Here is a 17,655-nt window from a genome sequence, read left to right as displayed (position 1 = left end):
TGGCATTTTTATTGGATAAAAAAATTTACCAAAATATATGAAAAAGTACTTGCAAAACAATAATTAGTATTATATAATATTAATTGTCAAGAAGATAAAATTATGAAGAGTTAAAATTTGATGGGAGGATTATTATTATGAAAAAATTTGTTTGTACAGTATGTGGATATATTCATGAAGGAGAGGCAGCACCAGAGAAATGCCCACAATGTGGAGTTTCAAGTGATAAATTTGCTGAAAAAGTTGAAGGTCAATTCACTTGGGCTGATGAGCATAGAATAGGAATAGCAAAGGATGTTGATCCTGAAGTAATAGAAGGCTTAAGAGCAAACTTCACTGGAGAATGTACAGAAGTTGGAATGTATTTAGCTATGAGCAGACAGGCTGATAGAGAAGGTTATCCAGAAGTAGCAGAAGCTTATAAAAGAATAGCTTTTGAAGAAGCAGAGCATGCAGCAAAGTTTGCTGAATTATTAGGAGAAGTAGTTGTAGCAGATACAAAGAAAAATCTTGAAATGAGAGTAGAAGCAGAGCATGGAGCAACTCAAGGAAAGAAAGATTTAGCTACTTTAGCTAAGAAATTAAACTTAGATGCTATTCATGACACAGTACATGAAATGTGTAAAGATGAAGCAAGACACGGTTCCGCATTTTTAGGATTATTAAATAGATACTTCAAATAAAAAATAGTTTAATATAATTTTAGCTAAAATAGAAGATGCCATATCTTAAACCTTAAGATATGGCATCTTCTATTTTTATAAGTTAAATAATCAGATATATATCTGTGTGATTTAGAACATATATTACATTAAAAAGCTTTATTTTTAAAATAATAAAGATAGCTAGATTTAATGTGGAAAAAACTTAGAGAGGAAGAAAATTATGATTGAACGTATCGTTAAGGATATTAAAAATTTAACTTTTAGGTTTAATGATGATGATGTTTTAGCTTTAGCATCTCAACTTGCATATAGTTTAATTTTCTCATTCTTTCCATTCCTGACATTTCTTATGACGTTAGTAGGATATAGTCCTATTAGTAGTGGTGAGGTGTTAGTGGGATTAAATAAAATTTTACCTACTAACGTATTAGAATTGGTGCATAATACTGTGGTAGAAGTAGTTGATGGTAGAAACAGCCATTTGCTGTCTTTGAGTTTGCTAGCAACAATTTGGAGTGCATCCAGTGGATTTAATGCGGTTATTAAAGGCCTTAATAAGGCATATGATGAATCTGAGGATAGATCGGTGTTTAAAGTTCAGTTTATAGCAATTATGTGCACTTTTGGGGTAACTTTCATAGTAATACTAACAATGATATTACTTGTATTTGGACAAATTTTAGGAGTATATTTAGCAAAACAGTTCGGGTATTCTTTTATGTTTCAGAGATTCTGGAATATAGTAAGATATACTGTCATGTTTCTAACCACAATATTTATATTTGCAGCATTATACCATTATACTCCCAGCAGAAGATTGACATGGAAAGAAGTTATGCCAGGAGCGGTTTTTTCTGCCATAGGATTGGTTGGGGTATCTGTAGGGTTTGCCTATTATGTAAATAATTTTGGAAACTATTCTAAAGTTTACGGAAGCATAGGTGCTGTAATTATACTTTTAACCTGGTTATTTTTTTTATCAGTAATGATAATCATGGGGGGAGAATTAAATGCTACATTGGCTTTTGATAGAGAAGGAAAAGTGAAGCCCAAGGGAAAAAAGTTTTAGTATATTTTTATATAACATGAGTAAAAATATTGAATATATGTTTATCAGTTTACAACAATAAAAAGTTATGGTTTCTTAGTAGTAATTCATTACAAAATTTAAAAAGATATTCTAGAAGGTGATATTTTGAGAAGCAAAGATTATATGAAAAAAATCTATAAAAATTTTTCCGACTTTATATACGAGTGTTCTAGTCGTGAACTAGAGTATTTTATACTGGACTCAAAGTTTACAAGTTCCTTCAATCAAAGAGTAAAGAAGCTAACTGATGAAATAGGAAGAGAGGGGAAAAAAAGCGTAGAATTAGCAATAATATTTAATACGGAAGGAGAGATTGCTCTAATAGATAGTTACATTATAGGAAGTTATATTGGTAACAGTTACACAAAACATATGGAGGAATACTACAAAGAAAACTTTTTAAACAAAATAGTAAAATATGTAGTAAATGGTAATCAAAAGTCTAAAAAAGACTTTTTAATACTTTCTTATGATATACTATATAATACATTAAATAGTATATATTGTGACATAAAGTGCAAAAAAGAGACGTTAAATAACTATGTAAAATTGTATAATTTAAAACATTGCAAGAATGATGATTGCTCTATAGTTGTAGCAAGTATCCTAATATTAGAAGATATCTGCAGATATCTTGCAATTGAAGAACATATCCTAGCAGAATCTATTAGGTATACTAATTCAAAAAGAAATAGTCAGGAAGCATAGAATTTCGACAAACAAGCATTGTTTAAAAGGAAGATAATTGAAGTAAAGTAATATACATGGTTATAGATGTGGGACTACAGGCTTTTTGATGTCATATAAAAGAGATAAGTTGTAATTAATCTTCACATGAAATGACATATTTCTTTTATTTAATATGTTAAGATATTTCTGAAGTTAATTATGGGGGGAAAAAAATATGGTGGTAGAAAATTTAGTTAGAACTGAAAGTGTAGAAAAAATAAAGTATAACTATTTCTACAGACTGCTAAAAGGAAGTATTCTTATTTCATGTGAAATAGATGCCGTAGAGGTACAGTCATATGGAATAGAAGTTGAAAGACAAGATATGGTAGACGGAAAATTAATTAATATAGAAAGAGATGTTGTACAAAATATAAGTCCTGATAGACATAAAGTACATAATTTATTAAAATTATTGTATGACAATACAGTATCACCAATACACTTAATTGATGTATTAGGAGAATATATTGATGAATATATCATTGATTTTGATAAGGAAATAAGATGTATAGCATATTAAGCTATTGTAGGAGTAGATAGTTTTAAAAAGAGGGAAAGTCCTCTTTTTTTCTTTTAAATATTAAATTTAACTTTAAAAATTGAAAATTTTGCCTTATTATATTAAGTGTGGGGGTGATATTTTGATTTCAGGTGTTGGGGTTGATATAGTTGAAATCAGGAGAATTAAAGATGCCATGGATAAACATTCCAACTTTATGGATAAAATGTTTAGCAAGAATGAAGTTGAATATCTAAAGAGTAGAAATCTAAGACCAGAATTTGTAGCAGGAAGATTTGCAGCAAAGGAAGCTGTTTCTAAAGCATTAGGAACAGGATTTAGTGGATTTGAATTTAAGGACATAGAAATAGATAGAACTGCTGCAGGTAAGCCTATTGTAGTGCTAAAGGGTAAAGCTAAGATGATAGCACAAAAGTATGGGAACTATAAAATTCATTTAAGTATATCTCATGGAGTGGATAATGCTATAGCGTACGCAGTGATGGAGGTTGATAAACTTGAAGATTGCAACTGCAGAAATAATGAGGAATATAGATAACTATTGTATAAATGAATTGAAGATACCAGGTATTGTCTTAATGGAAAATGCAGCATTAAAGGTTATTAACAATCTAGATTTAAATAAGTTTAGTTCCTTTTCTATTGTTTGTGCTAAAGGAAACAATGGAGGTGACGGTTTTGCAGTAGCAAGGCATCTTCATATTTTAAATAAAAAAGTAGAAGTGTTTTTAGTGGGCGGAAAGAGTGGAATGACTTCAGATTGTAAAACTAACTATGATATATTAAAAAAAATAGGAGTTAACATAGTTAAAGTTGACAATATCGAGGATATTAATGAACTAAGGGATTCAGTGCAGAGAAGTGAAGTGACTGTAGATGCAATATTTGGCACAGGACTTTCTAGAAATGTTGAAGGTATATTTGACTCTGTTATCTCTATAATTAATGAGAACAGTAACCATGTTGTAGCCATTGACGTGCCATCAGGCTTTGATACCAACACAGGCAAGCTTCTTGGAAACTGTATTAGAGCAAATATAACCGTGTCTTTCCAACTATATAAACAAGGATTTTTAAGCTACGGAACAGATGAACTAACTGGAAACATAGTAATAGAGGATATTGGCATTCCTGATATAGCTGTTAATAAATTTCATAACAATGAATTTATTATGGATGAACATATGATAAGAAGCAATATAAAGATAAGAGATAGATACTCCTATAAGGGTGATTATGGAAGAATACTAGTTGTTGCTGGATCAAAGGGCTACACAGGAGCCGCTTATATATGCACACAGGGAGCTGTTCGAAGTGGAGCTGGGTTAGTAACATTATGCTGTAGAGAAGAAATTCAATCTACGCTAAGTTCTAAACTCACAGAGGCTATGACAATTTCTATTAGCGAAAAAATGAAAGTACAAGAATTAATAGGAAAAAGCGATGTTATTGCTATAGGACCAGGTATGGGAAAGGATGAAACTACCTTAAGTTTAGTAAAACAAGTTATAAGTAGTTCTGAAAAATCCATCGTTATAGATGCTGATGGTTTAAATGTTCTGGAGGATAGAGTAGATATTTTAAAAGATAAAAAATGTAATATTTTAATAACTCCTCATTTAGGGGAAATGGCAAGACTAACAGGACTTTCTATAGATTACATAAAGGAAAATAGGCTAGAGATTGCCAAGAAGTTTGCACAAGAAAATGATGTTATTGTACTCTTAAAAGGATACAATAGTATAATTACTGATGGTAAAATAACAGTAATTAATCCTACTGGAAATAGTGCTATGGCATCAGGGGGCATGGGAGATTGTCTTACAGGAATGATAGCATCCTTAATAGGTCAAGGTTATAAACCTATGAAGGCTGCTTATATATCTGCTTTCATACATGGTTATTGTGGAGAAGAACTTTCAAAAAAAATGTTCTGTGTAAGTGCTAGTGATATTTTAGAAAATATGCCGGTGGTATTTAAAAAGTTTGCCAATTAGGTTCAAAGGCTAAAATTTTACAACCATGAGAATATAAAGAGACATAAGAGAATAGTATTTATAGTGAGATGATACTTGAGAAAATCCATTTCCAGGAGGAATTCTATGAAAAAAGGTACACTAATAATATTATCCCTTATGTCCTTTGCTTTCTTAATACTTTCTTTAGGTTGTAATAGAAATAATAGAGATACAGAGAAAGCAATTGATTATTTGAAAAACTTGGACAGCTATACTTGCGACATAACCATGAAAATACAGAATGATAAACAAGTTATAAATTATGGTGGGAAACAATTTTACGATAAAAAGTATGGATATAGGTTTGAGCTAGAAAAAAGCAGAATCCTAATATATAAAGATAACAAAATATTTATAAAGGATTTACAAAATGGATTAAACTATAATACAGATAGAGATTTTGATAGTTTATTCAAGCTAAGTTTTATTGGTGAATATATAGGCATGATATACACAAATGAAACACTGAAAAATTCCTTTAAAAAGATAAATAATGAAGAATATCAAGTCATACATTTGGATATTCCAGGTAACAATAAAAACATTAGTAAATCAGAGTTATATATAGATCTTAAAGACAACTCACCTAAGTATTTAAGAATACTAGACTCTAAGGATAGAGAGAAGGTTAACATTGAGTATAGTAATTTTAAAGCAAATACAGAATTACAACAAGAATTATTTGATGTAAATAGTTGAGATACAGGTTGGCAGGGGCTTACTAATGGGTTCGTGCCACTTTATTTTGCGTGTTAAATCAAAAATCTTAATATTTGCAATTATAATATTATTAAAAATGTTGTATAATTAATGTTAGGGGCTAATTAGTAGATAATGAAATTAGTGCTTAATATAATTTTGGGGGGGATGTTTTATGTTTAATAATTTTAGACCGGTATGGGCTGAAATTAGCTTAGACAACATAGCCTATAATATACAGCAAATTAGAAAGTTAGCCAAAAGTAAAGAATTAATTGCGGTAGTTAAGGCTGATGCTTATGGACATGGAGCTATTGATATAGCACCTGTAGTTCTAGAAAATGGTGCTACAAGACTTGCCGTAGCGGTAATAAGTGAGGCGGTAGAATTAAGAAAATCAGGTATTAATTGTCCTATAATGATTTTAGGACTTACTCCTGGCACCTTAACTGAAGAATTGTTGGAATACAATTTGGAACCAACGGTATCTTCATATGATTATGCTCTTAGTTTATCCGAGGCTGGAAAGAGCAAAAATAAAATAGTAAAAATTCATATTGCTGTAGATACCGGTATGGGTAGAATAGGATTTTTACCTTGTGAAGAAAGTATTGAGGAAATACATAAAATTAGCAATTTGCCGAATATAGAGGTAGAAGGATTGTTTTCCCATTTCTGTACAGCAGATGAGACTGATAAAGAATATTCGAAAATGCAGTTTAGCAAATATAATTGGTTCTGTGAGAAGATAAAGGAAAGAAATATTAAGATAAATATGAGAGATATAGCCAATAGTGCTGCAATAATGGAATTGCCAGATACTCATTATGATGGAACAAGACCAGGAATAATACTATATGGGTACTATCCTTCTAGTGAGGTTAATAAGGATATATTAAGTATAAAACCGGCTTTAACATGGAAAGCAAATATAATGCATATAAAAACTCTAGATAAGGATGAGTATATAGGCTATGGAAGAAAGTTTAGGACTACAAGAAAAAGTGTAATAGCAACACTTCCTGTAGGATATGCAGATGGTTATACAAGAATGATGTCTGGTAAGGCAAAGGTTATAATTAATGGAAAGTTTGCGCCAGTAGTTGGTAATATATGCATGGACCAGTGTATGATTGATATAACAGATATAGAAGGAGTAAACGTAGGAGATGAAGTTATATTGTTAGGCACTGATGGAAATATAAAGTTTGATGCAGATGATATAGCACCGATGCTTGGGACTATCAACTATGAGGTAATTTGTATGGTAAGCAAAAGAGTTCCGAGAGTATACATTAAGGAAGGCCAAGTAGTTAAGGTTAGAAACTACGTGTAGTAGTATTTTAGAGTTAAGAATTAGGATTTAAAGATAAAGGACAAACTCCATTGTGAATAGTTAACATCAATTATATTCAATCTTAATTCTTAACTTAAAGTGTTAGATTTAGTGTATATAAAATGAATACTTTGTATAATATACTAGTATATTGCCATATTCATCAAAACATATAGATAATACAAAAGGCATTAGCAAATAGGCCTACATATGATAAAAAATACATAATATTATTAAGGTATATTATACCTATTAATGGGTTAGCGAGGTACATATTTAATGAGATTAATGTAAGTATACATATACAATAACATATGTGTAAAAATTAGGGATTATATGCTGACATTACAAGTAGAAAAGTGATGAAATTGCGTATAATTTCTTTGACATAGTTACGATTTTATGACTATAATGATGTGTACATAACTTTCGCTTAAGTTAATAGGAGGTATTAATTTTCATATGTCAAATTCAAAGAGATTAGTAGTAAACCTCTCAGAAACACTATACAATGAATTTAACAAGGCACTTCAAGAAGATTGCAAAAAAAGAAGTGAATTTATTAGGGAAGCTATCATATTATATATTAAAGAGAAAAAAAGGTTAAATATTATAGAGCAAATGGAAAAAGGATATAAAGAAATGGCGCAGCTTAATCTTGAGTTTGCAGAAATGGGCTTTGCAAATGACATGAAAGAATTTAAAGAATATGAAGCGAAGCTTTCGGAGAGTGATTTGCCAGATGACAACAGTAGTGAAAAGAGGAGATATATTCTATGCTGATTTAAGCCCCGTAGTGGGTTCGGAACAGGGCGGAATTAGGCCAGTTATCATTATTCAAAATGATATTGGTAATAAATACAGTCCTACCGTAATTGTAGCAGCTATTACCTCTCAGATAAATAAGGCGAAACTACCAACTCACGTAGAGATTTCATCTGAGGATTATGGGCTTAATAAGGATTCAGTAGTTTTGCTTGAACAGATAAGAACTTTAGATAAAAGAAGACTAAAAGAGAAGATAGGTCATATGACAGATACAGATATGACAAAGGTAGATGAAGCACTTTTAATAAGTGTAGGATTGCAGTAGTTTAAATAAGGGTTTTTTAAACCCTTATTTTTTTATATATAAAAATAGATTTTTATGATAAAATAGAAAAAGAAATTATTAAGTGCAAGCTTACTAGGAGGTTGAGATTGTGAAGAAAAATATAGAAGAACTTAAGCAAACAGCTAAGGTTATCAGAAAAGACATCATAAAGATGTTGACAGAATCAGGTTCCGGTCATCCCGGTGGTTCTTTATCAGCGGTAGAAATTTTAACTACCCTTTATTTTAACCAGATGAATGTAAATCCAGAGAAGGCTAGAGATTTAAATAGAGATAGATTTGTTCTTTCCAAAGGACACGCAGCACCTGTATTATATAGTACTTTAGCTAGAAGAGGATACTTTGATGTTGAAGAATTAAAAACACTTAGAAAAATTGGTTCTATATTGCAAGGGCATCCTAATATGAATGAGGTTCCAGGTGTAGATATGTCAACAGGTTCATTAGGACAGGGAATATCCGCAGCTGTTGGTATGGCCTTAGCTGGAAAGTTAGATAAAAAGGACTATAGAGTATATACATTATTAGGTGATGGAGAGCTAGAAGAAGGTCAGGTTTGGGAAGCAGCTATGTCAGCAGCTCACTATAAGCTAGATAACTTAACAGCTTTTGTTGATTATAATGGACTACAAATAGATGGACCTTGTGCAGAAGTTATGTCAGCAGAACCTATAACTGATAAGTTTAGAGCTTTCAGATGGAATGTAATAGAAGTTGATGGACATAGCTTTGAACAATTAATCAATGCTATTGAAGAAGCAAAATCAGTTAAAGATAAGCCAACAATGATAGTTTGTAAAACTGTAAAGGGTAAGGGTGTATCCTTTATGGAAAACGAAGCAGGTTGGCATGGAAATGCACCAAGCAAAGAGCAGTGCGAAAAAGCTTTAGATGAAATCGGAGGTGAGGAATAATGTCTAATAAGATAGCAACAAGAGAAGCTTACGGAAAGGCATTAGCAAAGTTGGGACAGGAAAATGAAAAGGTAGTTGTATTTGATGCAGACTTATCTAAATCAACTAAAACTGCTGATTTTAAAAAAGTTTGTCCTGAGAGATTTATAAATATGGGAATAGCTGAAGCTAATATGATGGCGGTAGCTGCTGGTATATCAACTTGTGATAAAATACCTTTTGTAAGTACATTTGCTATGTTTGCAGCAGGAAGAGCTTTTGAACAAATAAGAAATTCTATATGTTACCCTAACCTAAACGTAAAAATATGTGCTACTCATGCAGGTATTACAGTAGGTGAAGATGGTGCTTCACACCAATCTGTTGAAGACATAGCCCTAATGAGAAGCATACCAAATATGACAGTAATAAGCCCAAGTGATGCTGTTGAAACAGAAGAGGTAATTAAAGCTATAACAGAGCATAAAGGACCTTGCTATGTAAGACTAGGTAGATCAGGAGTGCCTGTAATAAATAACAATCCAGAGTATAAATTTGAATTGGGCAAAGGAATAACTTTGAGAGAAGGAAAAGAAGCTACTATAGTTGCAACGGGAATAATGGTAGATGCAGCACTTGAAGCTTATAATACTCTTTCTGAAGAGGGAATAAAGGTCAAAGTTATAAATATACATACTATAAAACCGATAGACAAAGAATTAATAATAAATGCAGCAAGAGAAACTGGAGTTGTAATAACTGCAGAGGAACATAGTACTATTGGAGGACTTGGATCTGCAGTATGTGAAGTGTTAAGTGAGAACCTACCTACACCTGTAATAAGAGTAGGCATAAAAGATACCTTTGGTGAAAGTGGAAAGCCAGCAGAGTTATTAAAGGCTTATGGATTAACAGCAGATGATATAGTTAAGGCAGTTAAAAAAGGGTTAACTCTTAAATAGAAAACTTAAGCAAAAGAGGATATAGGAATCTATATCCTCTTACTTTTTTTAATATAAAATTTAAAATAGGGAATAACTATTCTTAGTAAAATGTGATTTTATTAAATATTTTTCGTATTTAGCAATTATTACAGAACATACTACTAAAATAGGAGTTAAGAGATTTATGAAAAATGTAAAAGAATATAGTTTAATAACCCTGGGAGTGTTGCTTGTTGCCTTAAGTATAGAATTGTTTTTAGCACCTAATAAAATTGCAGCAGGGGGAGTTACTGGAATAGCGATAATAATTAATAATTTTTTACCGAGGTTTAACATAGGGTTGCTTACTTTGATTATGGACATAATATTACAAACAATCGGATTCATAGTTATTGGAAGTCAATTTGCTTCCAAAACCATATATTCAAGCTTAAGTCTATCAGCTTTCCTTTGGGTTATCGATAAGTTAATATCCCCGAGCCTTGTAGTAACTACGGATTTATTCCTTGCAGCTATATTTGGTACCTTAATGGGGGGGATAGGACTAGGCATAGTATTTAATCAAAATGCATCTACAGGTGGTACTGATATTATAGCTAAGATATTAAATAGATTTTGGCATATAGATATGGGAAAGTCACTTCTTTTAGTGGATTTTATAGTAACGCTATTGGCAGCATTGGCATTTGGTATTGAGGCAGGTTTATATTCACTTTTATGTGTGATTATGAACGGAGTTGTAGTAGATAGAGTTATAGAAGGACTAAATGTGTCGAAACAAGTAATGATTATCAGTTCTCAAAATGAACTAATTAGTAAATTTATTATTAAAGAACTAGATAGGGGATGCACAATACTTCATGGTCAAGGGGGCTATTCAAAAAAGGATACGTATATTTTATATGCAGTTCTTGGGAGAAAGGAACTTATAAGGTTGAAACAATATATAAAGGAAATAGATACTAAGGCGTTTATTTCAGTAAGTGATTCTCATGAGGTCTTGGGAGAAGGGTTTAAAGATATCATTAGTGAGGCATAAAATAATTTATACCCCCTAAAAAACAAATAATATTTCGTAAATAAAGTATGCGGATTAATTTTATATTATCTTTGCATACTTTAGTTTGTTAATAATAAATTAATTAGTAGAATTGTTTTTTAATTTCATGTCTTATTATGTTATAATAAATATAGTAATGTAAAAAACTTGGAAACTTATGTATATACAAGGAGAGATTTAGATGATAGAGTTTAAAAATGTAAGTAAAGTATACAATAATAATATATTTGCGCTATCGAATATTAATGTAAATATTGAAAATGGAGAGTTTGTATTTTTAGTTGGACCAAGTGGAGCTGGTAAATCTACATTTATAAAAATGCTACTTAAAGAGGTACAAGCTACTAGCGGAAATATAATAGTAAATAATATGGATATAACAGATATTAAGAGAAAAGAAATACCATATTACAGAAGAAAGTTAGGCGTAGTTTTTCAAGATTTTAGATTAATTCCAACTTTAAATGTATATGAGAATGTTGCTTTTGCTATGAGGGTAGTAGAGGCACCATTAAGAGAGATAAGAAAAAAAGTTCCTGTAGTGCTCTCTTTAGTAGGGTTGGCTAATAAATATAAGGCTTTTCCACATGAGTTATCTGGAGGAGAGCAGCAAAGGGTGTCACTAGCAAGAGCTATTGTAAATAATCCATCTATATTAATAGCGGATGAACCTACTGGAAATCTAGATCCAGATACTGCAATGGACATTATGGAAACACTAAATGATATAAATCATGCAGGCACAACAATTTTAATGGCAACTCACGCTAAGGATATAGTAGACGTAATGAAAAAAAGAGTTATTGCTATTGAAAAAGGAATTGTGGTAAGAGATGAGCAAAGGGGGACTTACGGATATGAGGATTAGTACAATTAAATTTTTTATAGTTGATTCTTTAAAAAGTTTAAAGAGAAACAAAACAGTTAGTAGTGCATCTGCTGCTACAGTTGCAGCAACACTTTTTATATTTGGTATATTCTTGCTTAGCATACTAAACGTTAAACAGGGAATATTAGAAGTTGAATCTAGAGTAGAGGCAAAGATATTCTTAAAAGATAATATAACTATGACTCAACAAAGAGATCTAGAGAAAAAAATAAAGGAAGTAAATGGAGTAGTTGATGTACAGTACGAGAGTAAAGCTCAAGCGATGGAGAAATTTAAAGACCAACTTGGGGAGCAAAATAAGAGTTTAGTAGAAGGGCTTGACAAAGATAATCCAATGCCAAATTCATATATAATTAAAGTTCAGAGTCCTGAGATAGTTTCGCAGGTTGTAACTAATGTTAAGGGTATGGAAGGAATAGAAAGTATAAAGGATGGCAGAGAAATTATAGATAAGCTTATAGCTATCACTAAAACAATTAAATGGGTAGGAACTGTTATATTCATAATTTTAATTGGAGTTTCATTGTTCTTAATAGGAAACACTATTAAAATTACTGTGTATTCTAGAAGAAGAGAAATAGGTATAATGAAATATATAGGTGCTACAGACTGGTTTATAAGATGGCCTTTTATAATTGAAGGAATAATTATAGGGGTAGTTGGTGGTATAGTAGCAGATCTATTATTGTACTATGCTTATAGAATTGCCTATGTTAAAGCCTCAACAGGTTTAATGGTAATCCAACTAATTGATCCCCAATATATTTTAACTAGCGTATTAGGCCTGTTTATACTTGCAGGTATTGTTATAGGTTCCTTAGGAAGTATTCTGTCAATAAGAAAATTCCTAGCGGTTTAGAAGATAATTCTCAAGGTATAAGAAATTTATTTTCATATAAGATAACACAGTGTTATCTACATACTATAGAGTATATTGTATTTTAAAGCATGCAGTTATAAACTGCATGCTCATTTTATAAAATTTTTAAATAGTTTTACAAATTTATTTTTTTTAATGTTATAATTATTTAAGATTTATATAAATACTATAACAGTAGAAGGTTAAAGCGAAGAGGTGGATAAATTGGGCAATAAAAAGAAATGGTTATCGTGGACACTAGCAATTGTGCTGATCACTAATACTATTACTTTACTGGGGACGCGAATCTATATATCCAGGAATGAAAGTGCAGCTATATCTAAGTTTCAAAAGCTGTTTGAAGTAAGAAATGAGCTTTATAAGTACTATGATGGTAAAATAGATGATGCAGTTTTAGCAGAAGGTGCTGTTAAGGGAATGACTTCAGCATTAAATGATCCCTATACTGTATTCATGAACAAAAAAGAATTTGAAGATTTTAATACTCAAACTGAAGGAAACTATAGTGGAGTTGGCCTTCAAGTTCAAGCAAAGGAAGATAACATTGTAATAGTAGATGTTTTCGAAGATTCACCATCAAAAGCAGCAGGTATATTACCTAAAGATATAATAGAAAAGGTTAATGGCACTGATGTAACTGGTAAGGAGCTTGAAAAGGCAGTATCTCTAATGAAAGGTAAAGAAGGAACGGAAGTTACTTTAACTCTGTATAGAGAAAGTAAGGGAAACTTTGATGTAAAATTGAAAAGAAAGAAAATAAACCTTGTTACCGTTAAGGGTGAAATGTTAAATGATAATATAGGAATGATACAGGTTTCAATGTTTGATGAGAATACAGCTAAGAACTTTACAAGTAAACTTAAAGAGCTTCAAGGAAAAGGAATGAAATCATTAATAGTTGATCTAAGAGGAAATCCTGGTGGGTTACTTGACGAGTGTGTAGATATGGTTTCTAATTTTGTGCCAAAAGATAAGGTTATAGTTTCAACAATAGATAAATATAAAAACAAGAAAGAGTATAAATCTAAGGGTGGAGATGCTATTGGGGTACCTCTTACAGTTCTTACAAATGAAGGGACTGCCAGTGCGTCAGAGATATTCTCTGGAGCTGTTAGAGATTATAAGATTGGTACCTTAGTTGGTAAAAAGACTTTTGGAAAGGGTGTTGTTCAAACGATACTGGATACAGGAGATGGCACAGCTCTAAAGGTTACGGTCTCAAAATATTACACTCCAAATGGAGAAAATATTCATCATACTGGAATTAAGCCTGATGTAGAAGTAGAATATCCTGATGATTTAAGACAAAAAGCTTACGATAGGAATACAGATCCACAGTTTAGCAAGGCTCTAGAAATAGCTAAAGATAAAGTGAAATAATAACTTTAAAGCAAGTAATGCTAAAAACATATTTCAACTTTTAATTATTGAAATAAATATAGTTATAATTATTTTAGGTTTTAAGTTAGATAGGTTTTTCTGTCTAACTTAATTTCACTTCACGGAGAGGGGAAGTTATTTTAATGAATATTTTAATATATACTTTAAAGTCTGTAGCCTATGCGTTAACAGAACCTTATTTGGTTACATTGTTAATTATTCTGGCATTTATACTTTATAGAAGAAATAAAAAAACAACTGTAATGCAGAAAATGATACTTGGAGAAAGAATAAATTCTCCCTTTGAACTTACAATATCACAGATTGTAATAGGTATATTTGCAGGTACATTGGCAAGTATTATAATGTCATATATGGGAGTTGTATTTGATGAGAGTTCAGCAGTGGATTTGATATTTTTAGTTTCCATTGTATTTATGTTTTTTAATCCCAGATTCATATGTTTCGCATATTCAGGAGCGGCATTAGGGCTTGCCAGTGTTATATTAATTTTAATTGGAACAACATTCAACATACCTAATTTGGATTTTTTAAGGATAGATGTGACATCACTGATGACAATGGTAGCTATACTACATTTTGTAGAAGGAATCCTCATAATGATTGATGGAGAAACAGGCTATATTCCTGTGTTTACTAGCAGAGAGGATAAAATAATAGGAGGGTTTGCTCTGCAGAGATATTGGGCCCTTCCAGTTGCAGTATTTTTTATGCTTCATAATACTTCAGCTATATCAGCATCTTGGCAAGTACCTTTGCCAAACTGGTGGCCTATAGTTAATAGTTCAATCCCTATGAATATTTTAAAGACTGCAGTAGTTGCTCTTATTCCTTTCTATGGCATGATTGGCTATAATAGTATAACCTTTACTAAAAATAGAAGACAAAAGACTCTAATATCTGGACTTATAATAATAATATATAGCTTAGTGTTATTTGGATTAGCACAGCTTGCTGTCTACAATCTATTCTTTAAATTTTTAGTTCTTATATTTGCACCAGCAGCTCATGAAGGTATTATTATTATTCAGCGATATTTAGAGCTAAAAGGTATTCCTAAATACATTAGTAGCGATGAAGGGATAATGGTGCTAGATGTGGCACCAAATTCACCAGCTAAGGAAATGGGAATAAAAAGCGGAGACTTATTAGTAGAAATTAATAATGAAAAAATTGACAGTGAAGATAAAATAGCAGAGACTATAAGAGACTGTTCAAATTTTATATGGTTTAAGGTAAAAAAGGTTACAGGTAAATTTGAACAAGTAAGCTACAATAGGATGAACAGCAATAAGAGACTGGGAATAGTCTTTGTTCCCAAAGGGGTTCCAAGAGACAGCATGGTAGTAAGGCTTGATGAAACGAAATTTGGAGAAGTACTAGATAAAATAAAAAATAAGGATAAGGATGAGTGAAAATGGAAGTTTTCAAAATACATTCTAAGTTTAAGCCAAAAGGAGATCAACCTCAAGCTATAGAGAGTATAGCAAATAATATATTAAAGGGAGAAAAGTTTCAAACTCTCCTTGGAGTAACAGGTTCTGGTAAAACTTTTACAATGGCTAATATTATTGAAAAGGTTCAAAAACCAACACTAATATTAGCTCATAATAAAACTTTAGCAGCACAGCTTTGCTCTGAGTTCAGGGAATTTTTCCCTGAAAACTGTGTTGAGTATTTCGTATCTTATTACGATTACTACCAGCCAGAAGCTTATGTTGCTCAGACAGATACCTATATAGAAAAAGATGCATCCATAAACGATGAAATAGATAAATTAAGACACTCTGCTACATCAGCATTACTTGAGAGAAAAGACGTTATTGTTGTAGCATCTGTTTCATGTATATATGGTCTCGGTAATCCTGAAGAATATAAAAATCTTACTTTGTCTTTAAGGCAAGGGATGATTAAGGATAGAGATGAGGTTTTAAAAAAACTTATAGAAATACAGTATGAAAGAAATGAAATTAATTTTGTAAGAGGTACCTTTAGGGTAAAGGGAGATGTGTTAGATATATTTCCTGCATCTTCAACTAATAAGGGAATTAGAGTTGAATTTTTTGGAGATGAAATAGATAGAATAAGAGAATTTGACGTATTGACTGGAGATTTACTAGGAACGAGAACTCATGTATCTGTATTCCCGGCTTCCCACTTTGCAACTTCAAGGGAAAGACTTGAAAAAGCTATAGAAAAAATAGAAGTGGAATTAGAAGAAAGACTTAAGGAGTTAACGTCACAGGATAAGCTCTTGGAAGCTCAAAGGCTAAAGCAGAGAACGAACTTTGATATAGAAATGATGAGAGAAGTTGGATATTGCAGTGGAATTGAAAATTACTCAAGAATTCTTGATGGTAGAGCAAAAGGTACCCCACCACAAACTCTTATTGACTATTTTCCAGATGATTACTTGCTTTTTATAGACGAAAGTCACGTTACTTTGCCTCAAGTAAAGGCTATGTATTCAGGGGATAGGTCTAGAAAGGAATCTCTGGTGGAGTATGGATTTAGACTTCCTTCTGCTTTTGATAACAGGCCTCTAAAGTTTGTAGAGTTTGAAGGTAAGCTAAGTCAAACTGTTTTTGTTAGTGCTACACCTGCAGATTATGAATTAAATCATTCAACCAATGTAGCTGAGCAGATAATTAGACCAACAGGTTTATTAGATCCAGAAATTATAGTTAAACCTATTAAGGGTCAAATAGATGATTTGTATTCTAGCATTAAGCAAACTATAGATAAAGGGTTTAGAACTTTAGTTACTACCCTTACTAAAAAGATGGCAGAAGACCTAACAGACTACCTAAAAGATATGGGAATAAAAACTACCTATCTACACTCTGACATAAATACTATAGAGAGAATGAAGATAATTAGAGATTTAAGAAAAGGAGTTTTTGATGTTTTAGTTGGTATAAATCTCTTGAGAGAAGGACTAGATATTCCAGAAGTAGCTTTAGTTACTATACTTGATGCAGACAAAGAGGGATTTTTAAGGTCAGAGAGATCTCTTATACAGACTATAGGTAGAGCAGCAAGAAACTCTGAAAGTAAAGTCATTATGTATGCGGATAGAATAACGGACTCTATGAATAAGGCTATAACAGAAACAAACAGAAGAAGAAAGATACAGATGAAATATAATGAAGACTATGACATTACCCCAACTACGGTTAAGAAGGAAATCAGGGAAGTAATAGAGGCTACAAAGGTTTCAGAAGAAAAGGAGAAATATGATAGTCTAGAGGAAGCGATAGAGGCAAACAAAGAAAATATAGATGCCCTTATAGCAAAATATGAAAAGGAAATGAAACAAGCGTCTAAGGATTTACAGTTTGAACAAGCTGCACATCTTCGTGATATTATATTTAAACTCAAAAAACAAAAAAAGAGCTAGGTAATTGCTGTAGAA

General features: G+C 31.6%; 18 protein-coding genes. All 18 read left to right on the top strand.

Translation table 11 applies throughout. The features are described from left to right. The first annotated feature begins 137 nt into the window (after positions 1-137). Positions 138-683: an NADH peroxidase gene (locus P8V03_RS02905; RefSeq protein ID WP_261671140.1), complete on the top strand. Its 546-nt coding sequence runs from the start codon at positions 138-140 to the stop codon at positions 681-683. A 202-nt stretch (positions 684-885) separates the two neighbouring features. Beyond that, positions 886-1,734: a YihY/virulence factor BrkB family protein gene (locus tag P8V03_RS02900; RefSeq protein WP_318796720.1), complete on the top strand. Its 849-nt coding sequence runs from the start codon at positions 886-888 to the stop codon at positions 1,732-1,734. 126 nt (positions 1,735-1,860) lie between these two features. Beyond that, positions 1,861-2,463 (top strand): hypothetical protein, encoded by a 603-nt coding sequence (locus tag P8V03_RS02895; protein WP_318796719.1) that lies wholly within the window; start codon positions 1,861-1,863, stop codon positions 2,461-2,463. Between the two features lie 196 nt (positions 2,464-2,659). Beyond that, complete coding sequence (locus P8V03_RS02890) at positions 2,660-3,007, top strand: DUF6514 family protein (RefSeq protein WP_318796718.1); 348 nt, start codon at positions 2,660-2,662, stop codon at positions 3,005-3,007. A gap of 121 nt (positions 3,008-3,128) precedes the next feature. Next, on the top strand, positions 3,129-3,545 hold the full coding sequence (gene acpS / locus P8V03_RS02885; protein ID WP_261671136.1) for a holo-ACP synthase: 417 nt from the start codon (positions 3,129-3,131) through the stop codon (positions 3,543-3,545). Next, on the top strand, positions 3,505-5,004 hold the full coding sequence (locus tag P8V03_RS02880; RefSeq protein ID WP_318796717.1) for an NAD(P)H-hydrate dehydratase: 1,500 nt from the start codon (positions 3,505-3,507) through the stop codon (positions 5,002-5,004). The genes acpS and P8V03_RS02880 overlap by 41 nt, the downstream gene beginning before the upstream one ends. Before the next feature lie 105 nt (positions 5,005-5,109). After that, positions 5,110-5,724: a germination lipoprotein GerS-related protein gene (locus tag P8V03_RS02875; RefSeq protein WP_318796716.1), complete on the top strand. Its 615-nt coding sequence runs from the start codon at positions 5,110-5,112 to the stop codon at positions 5,722-5,724. Positions 5,725-5,899: 175 nt separating this feature from the next. Then, positions 5,900-7,060 carry an alanine racemase gene (alr, locus tag P8V03_RS02870; protein ID WP_318796715.1) on the top strand — a complete coding sequence of 387 codons (1,161 nt, stop codon included), beginning with the start codon at positions 5,900-5,902 and terminating at the stop codon, positions 7,058-7,060. Between the two features lie 462 nt (positions 7,061-7,522). Beyond that, a complete protein-coding gene (locus P8V03_RS02865) occupies positions 7,523-7,843 on the top strand; it encodes a CopG family ribbon-helix-helix protein (protein ID WP_261671132.1) in 321 nt (106 codons plus the stop codon). Then, a complete protein-coding gene (locus P8V03_RS02860) occupies positions 7,803-8,153 on the top strand; it encodes a type II toxin-antitoxin system PemK/MazF family toxin (RefSeq protein WP_261671131.1) in 351 nt (116 codons plus the stop codon). The genes P8V03_RS02865 and P8V03_RS02860 overlap by 41 nt, the downstream gene beginning before the upstream one ends. A gap of 109 nt (positions 8,154-8,262) precedes the next feature. After that, the gene (locus P8V03_RS02855) at positions 8,263-9,087 is read left to right on the top strand and encodes a transketolase (protein ID WP_318796713.1); all 825 of its coding nucleotides are present in this window, start codon (positions 8,263-8,265) and stop codon (positions 9,085-9,087) included. Beyond that, the gene (locus tag P8V03_RS02850; RefSeq protein ID WP_318796712.1) at positions 9,087-10,028 is read left to right on the top strand and encodes a transketolase family protein; all 942 of its coding nucleotides are present in this window, start codon (positions 9,087-9,089) and stop codon (positions 10,026-10,028) included. The genes P8V03_RS02855 and P8V03_RS02850 overlap by 1 nt, the downstream gene beginning before the upstream one ends. A gap of 166 nt (positions 10,029-10,194) precedes the next feature. Next, entirely contained in the window at positions 10,195-11,049 is an 855-nt protein-coding gene (locus tag P8V03_RS02845; RefSeq protein WP_318796711.1) for a YitT family protein, read from the top strand. 202 nt (positions 11,050-11,251) lie between these two features. Continuing rightward, positions 11,252-11,938, top strand: coding sequence for a cell division ATP-binding protein FtsE (gene ftsE / locus P8V03_RS02840; protein ID WP_318796710.1), 687 nt, complete (start codon positions 11,252-11,254; stop codon positions 11,936-11,938). After that, positions 11,928-12,818, top strand: a complete 891-nt coding sequence (gene ftsX / locus P8V03_RS02835) for a permease-like cell division protein FtsX (protein ID WP_318796709.1) — start codon at positions 11,928-11,930, stop codon at positions 12,816-12,818. The genes ftsE and ftsX overlap by 11 nt, the downstream gene beginning before the upstream one ends. A gap of 225 nt (positions 12,819-13,043) precedes the next feature. Next, the gene (locus tag P8V03_RS02830; RefSeq protein WP_318796708.1) at positions 13,044-14,219 is read left to right on the top strand and encodes a S41 family peptidase; all 1,176 of its coding nucleotides are present in this window, start codon (positions 13,044-13,046) and stop codon (positions 14,217-14,219) included. Between the two features lie 143 nt (positions 14,220-14,362). Next, on the top strand, positions 14,363-15,655 hold the full coding sequence (locus P8V03_RS02825) for a PDZ domain-containing protein (protein WP_261671124.1): 1,293 nt from the start codon (positions 14,363-14,365) through the stop codon (positions 15,653-15,655). Positions 15,656-15,657: 2 nt separating this feature from the next. Beyond that, the gene (gene uvrB / locus P8V03_RS02820; protein WP_318796707.1) at positions 15,658-17,640 is read left to right on the top strand and encodes an excinuclease ABC subunit UvrB; all 1,983 of its coding nucleotides are present in this window, start codon (positions 15,658-15,660) and stop codon (positions 17,638-17,640) included. The last annotated feature ends 15 nt before the right edge of the window (positions 17,641-17,655 follow it).

The sequence above is a fragment of the Clostridium tanneri genome (assembly GCF_033659955.1).
GTDB lineage: Bacteria > Bacillota > Clostridia > Clostridiales > Clostridiaceae > Clostridium_AM > Clostridium_AM tanneri.
The sequence above is the reverse complement of the archived record's forward strand: the minus strand, read 5'-3'. Positions and strand labels throughout refer to the sequence as shown.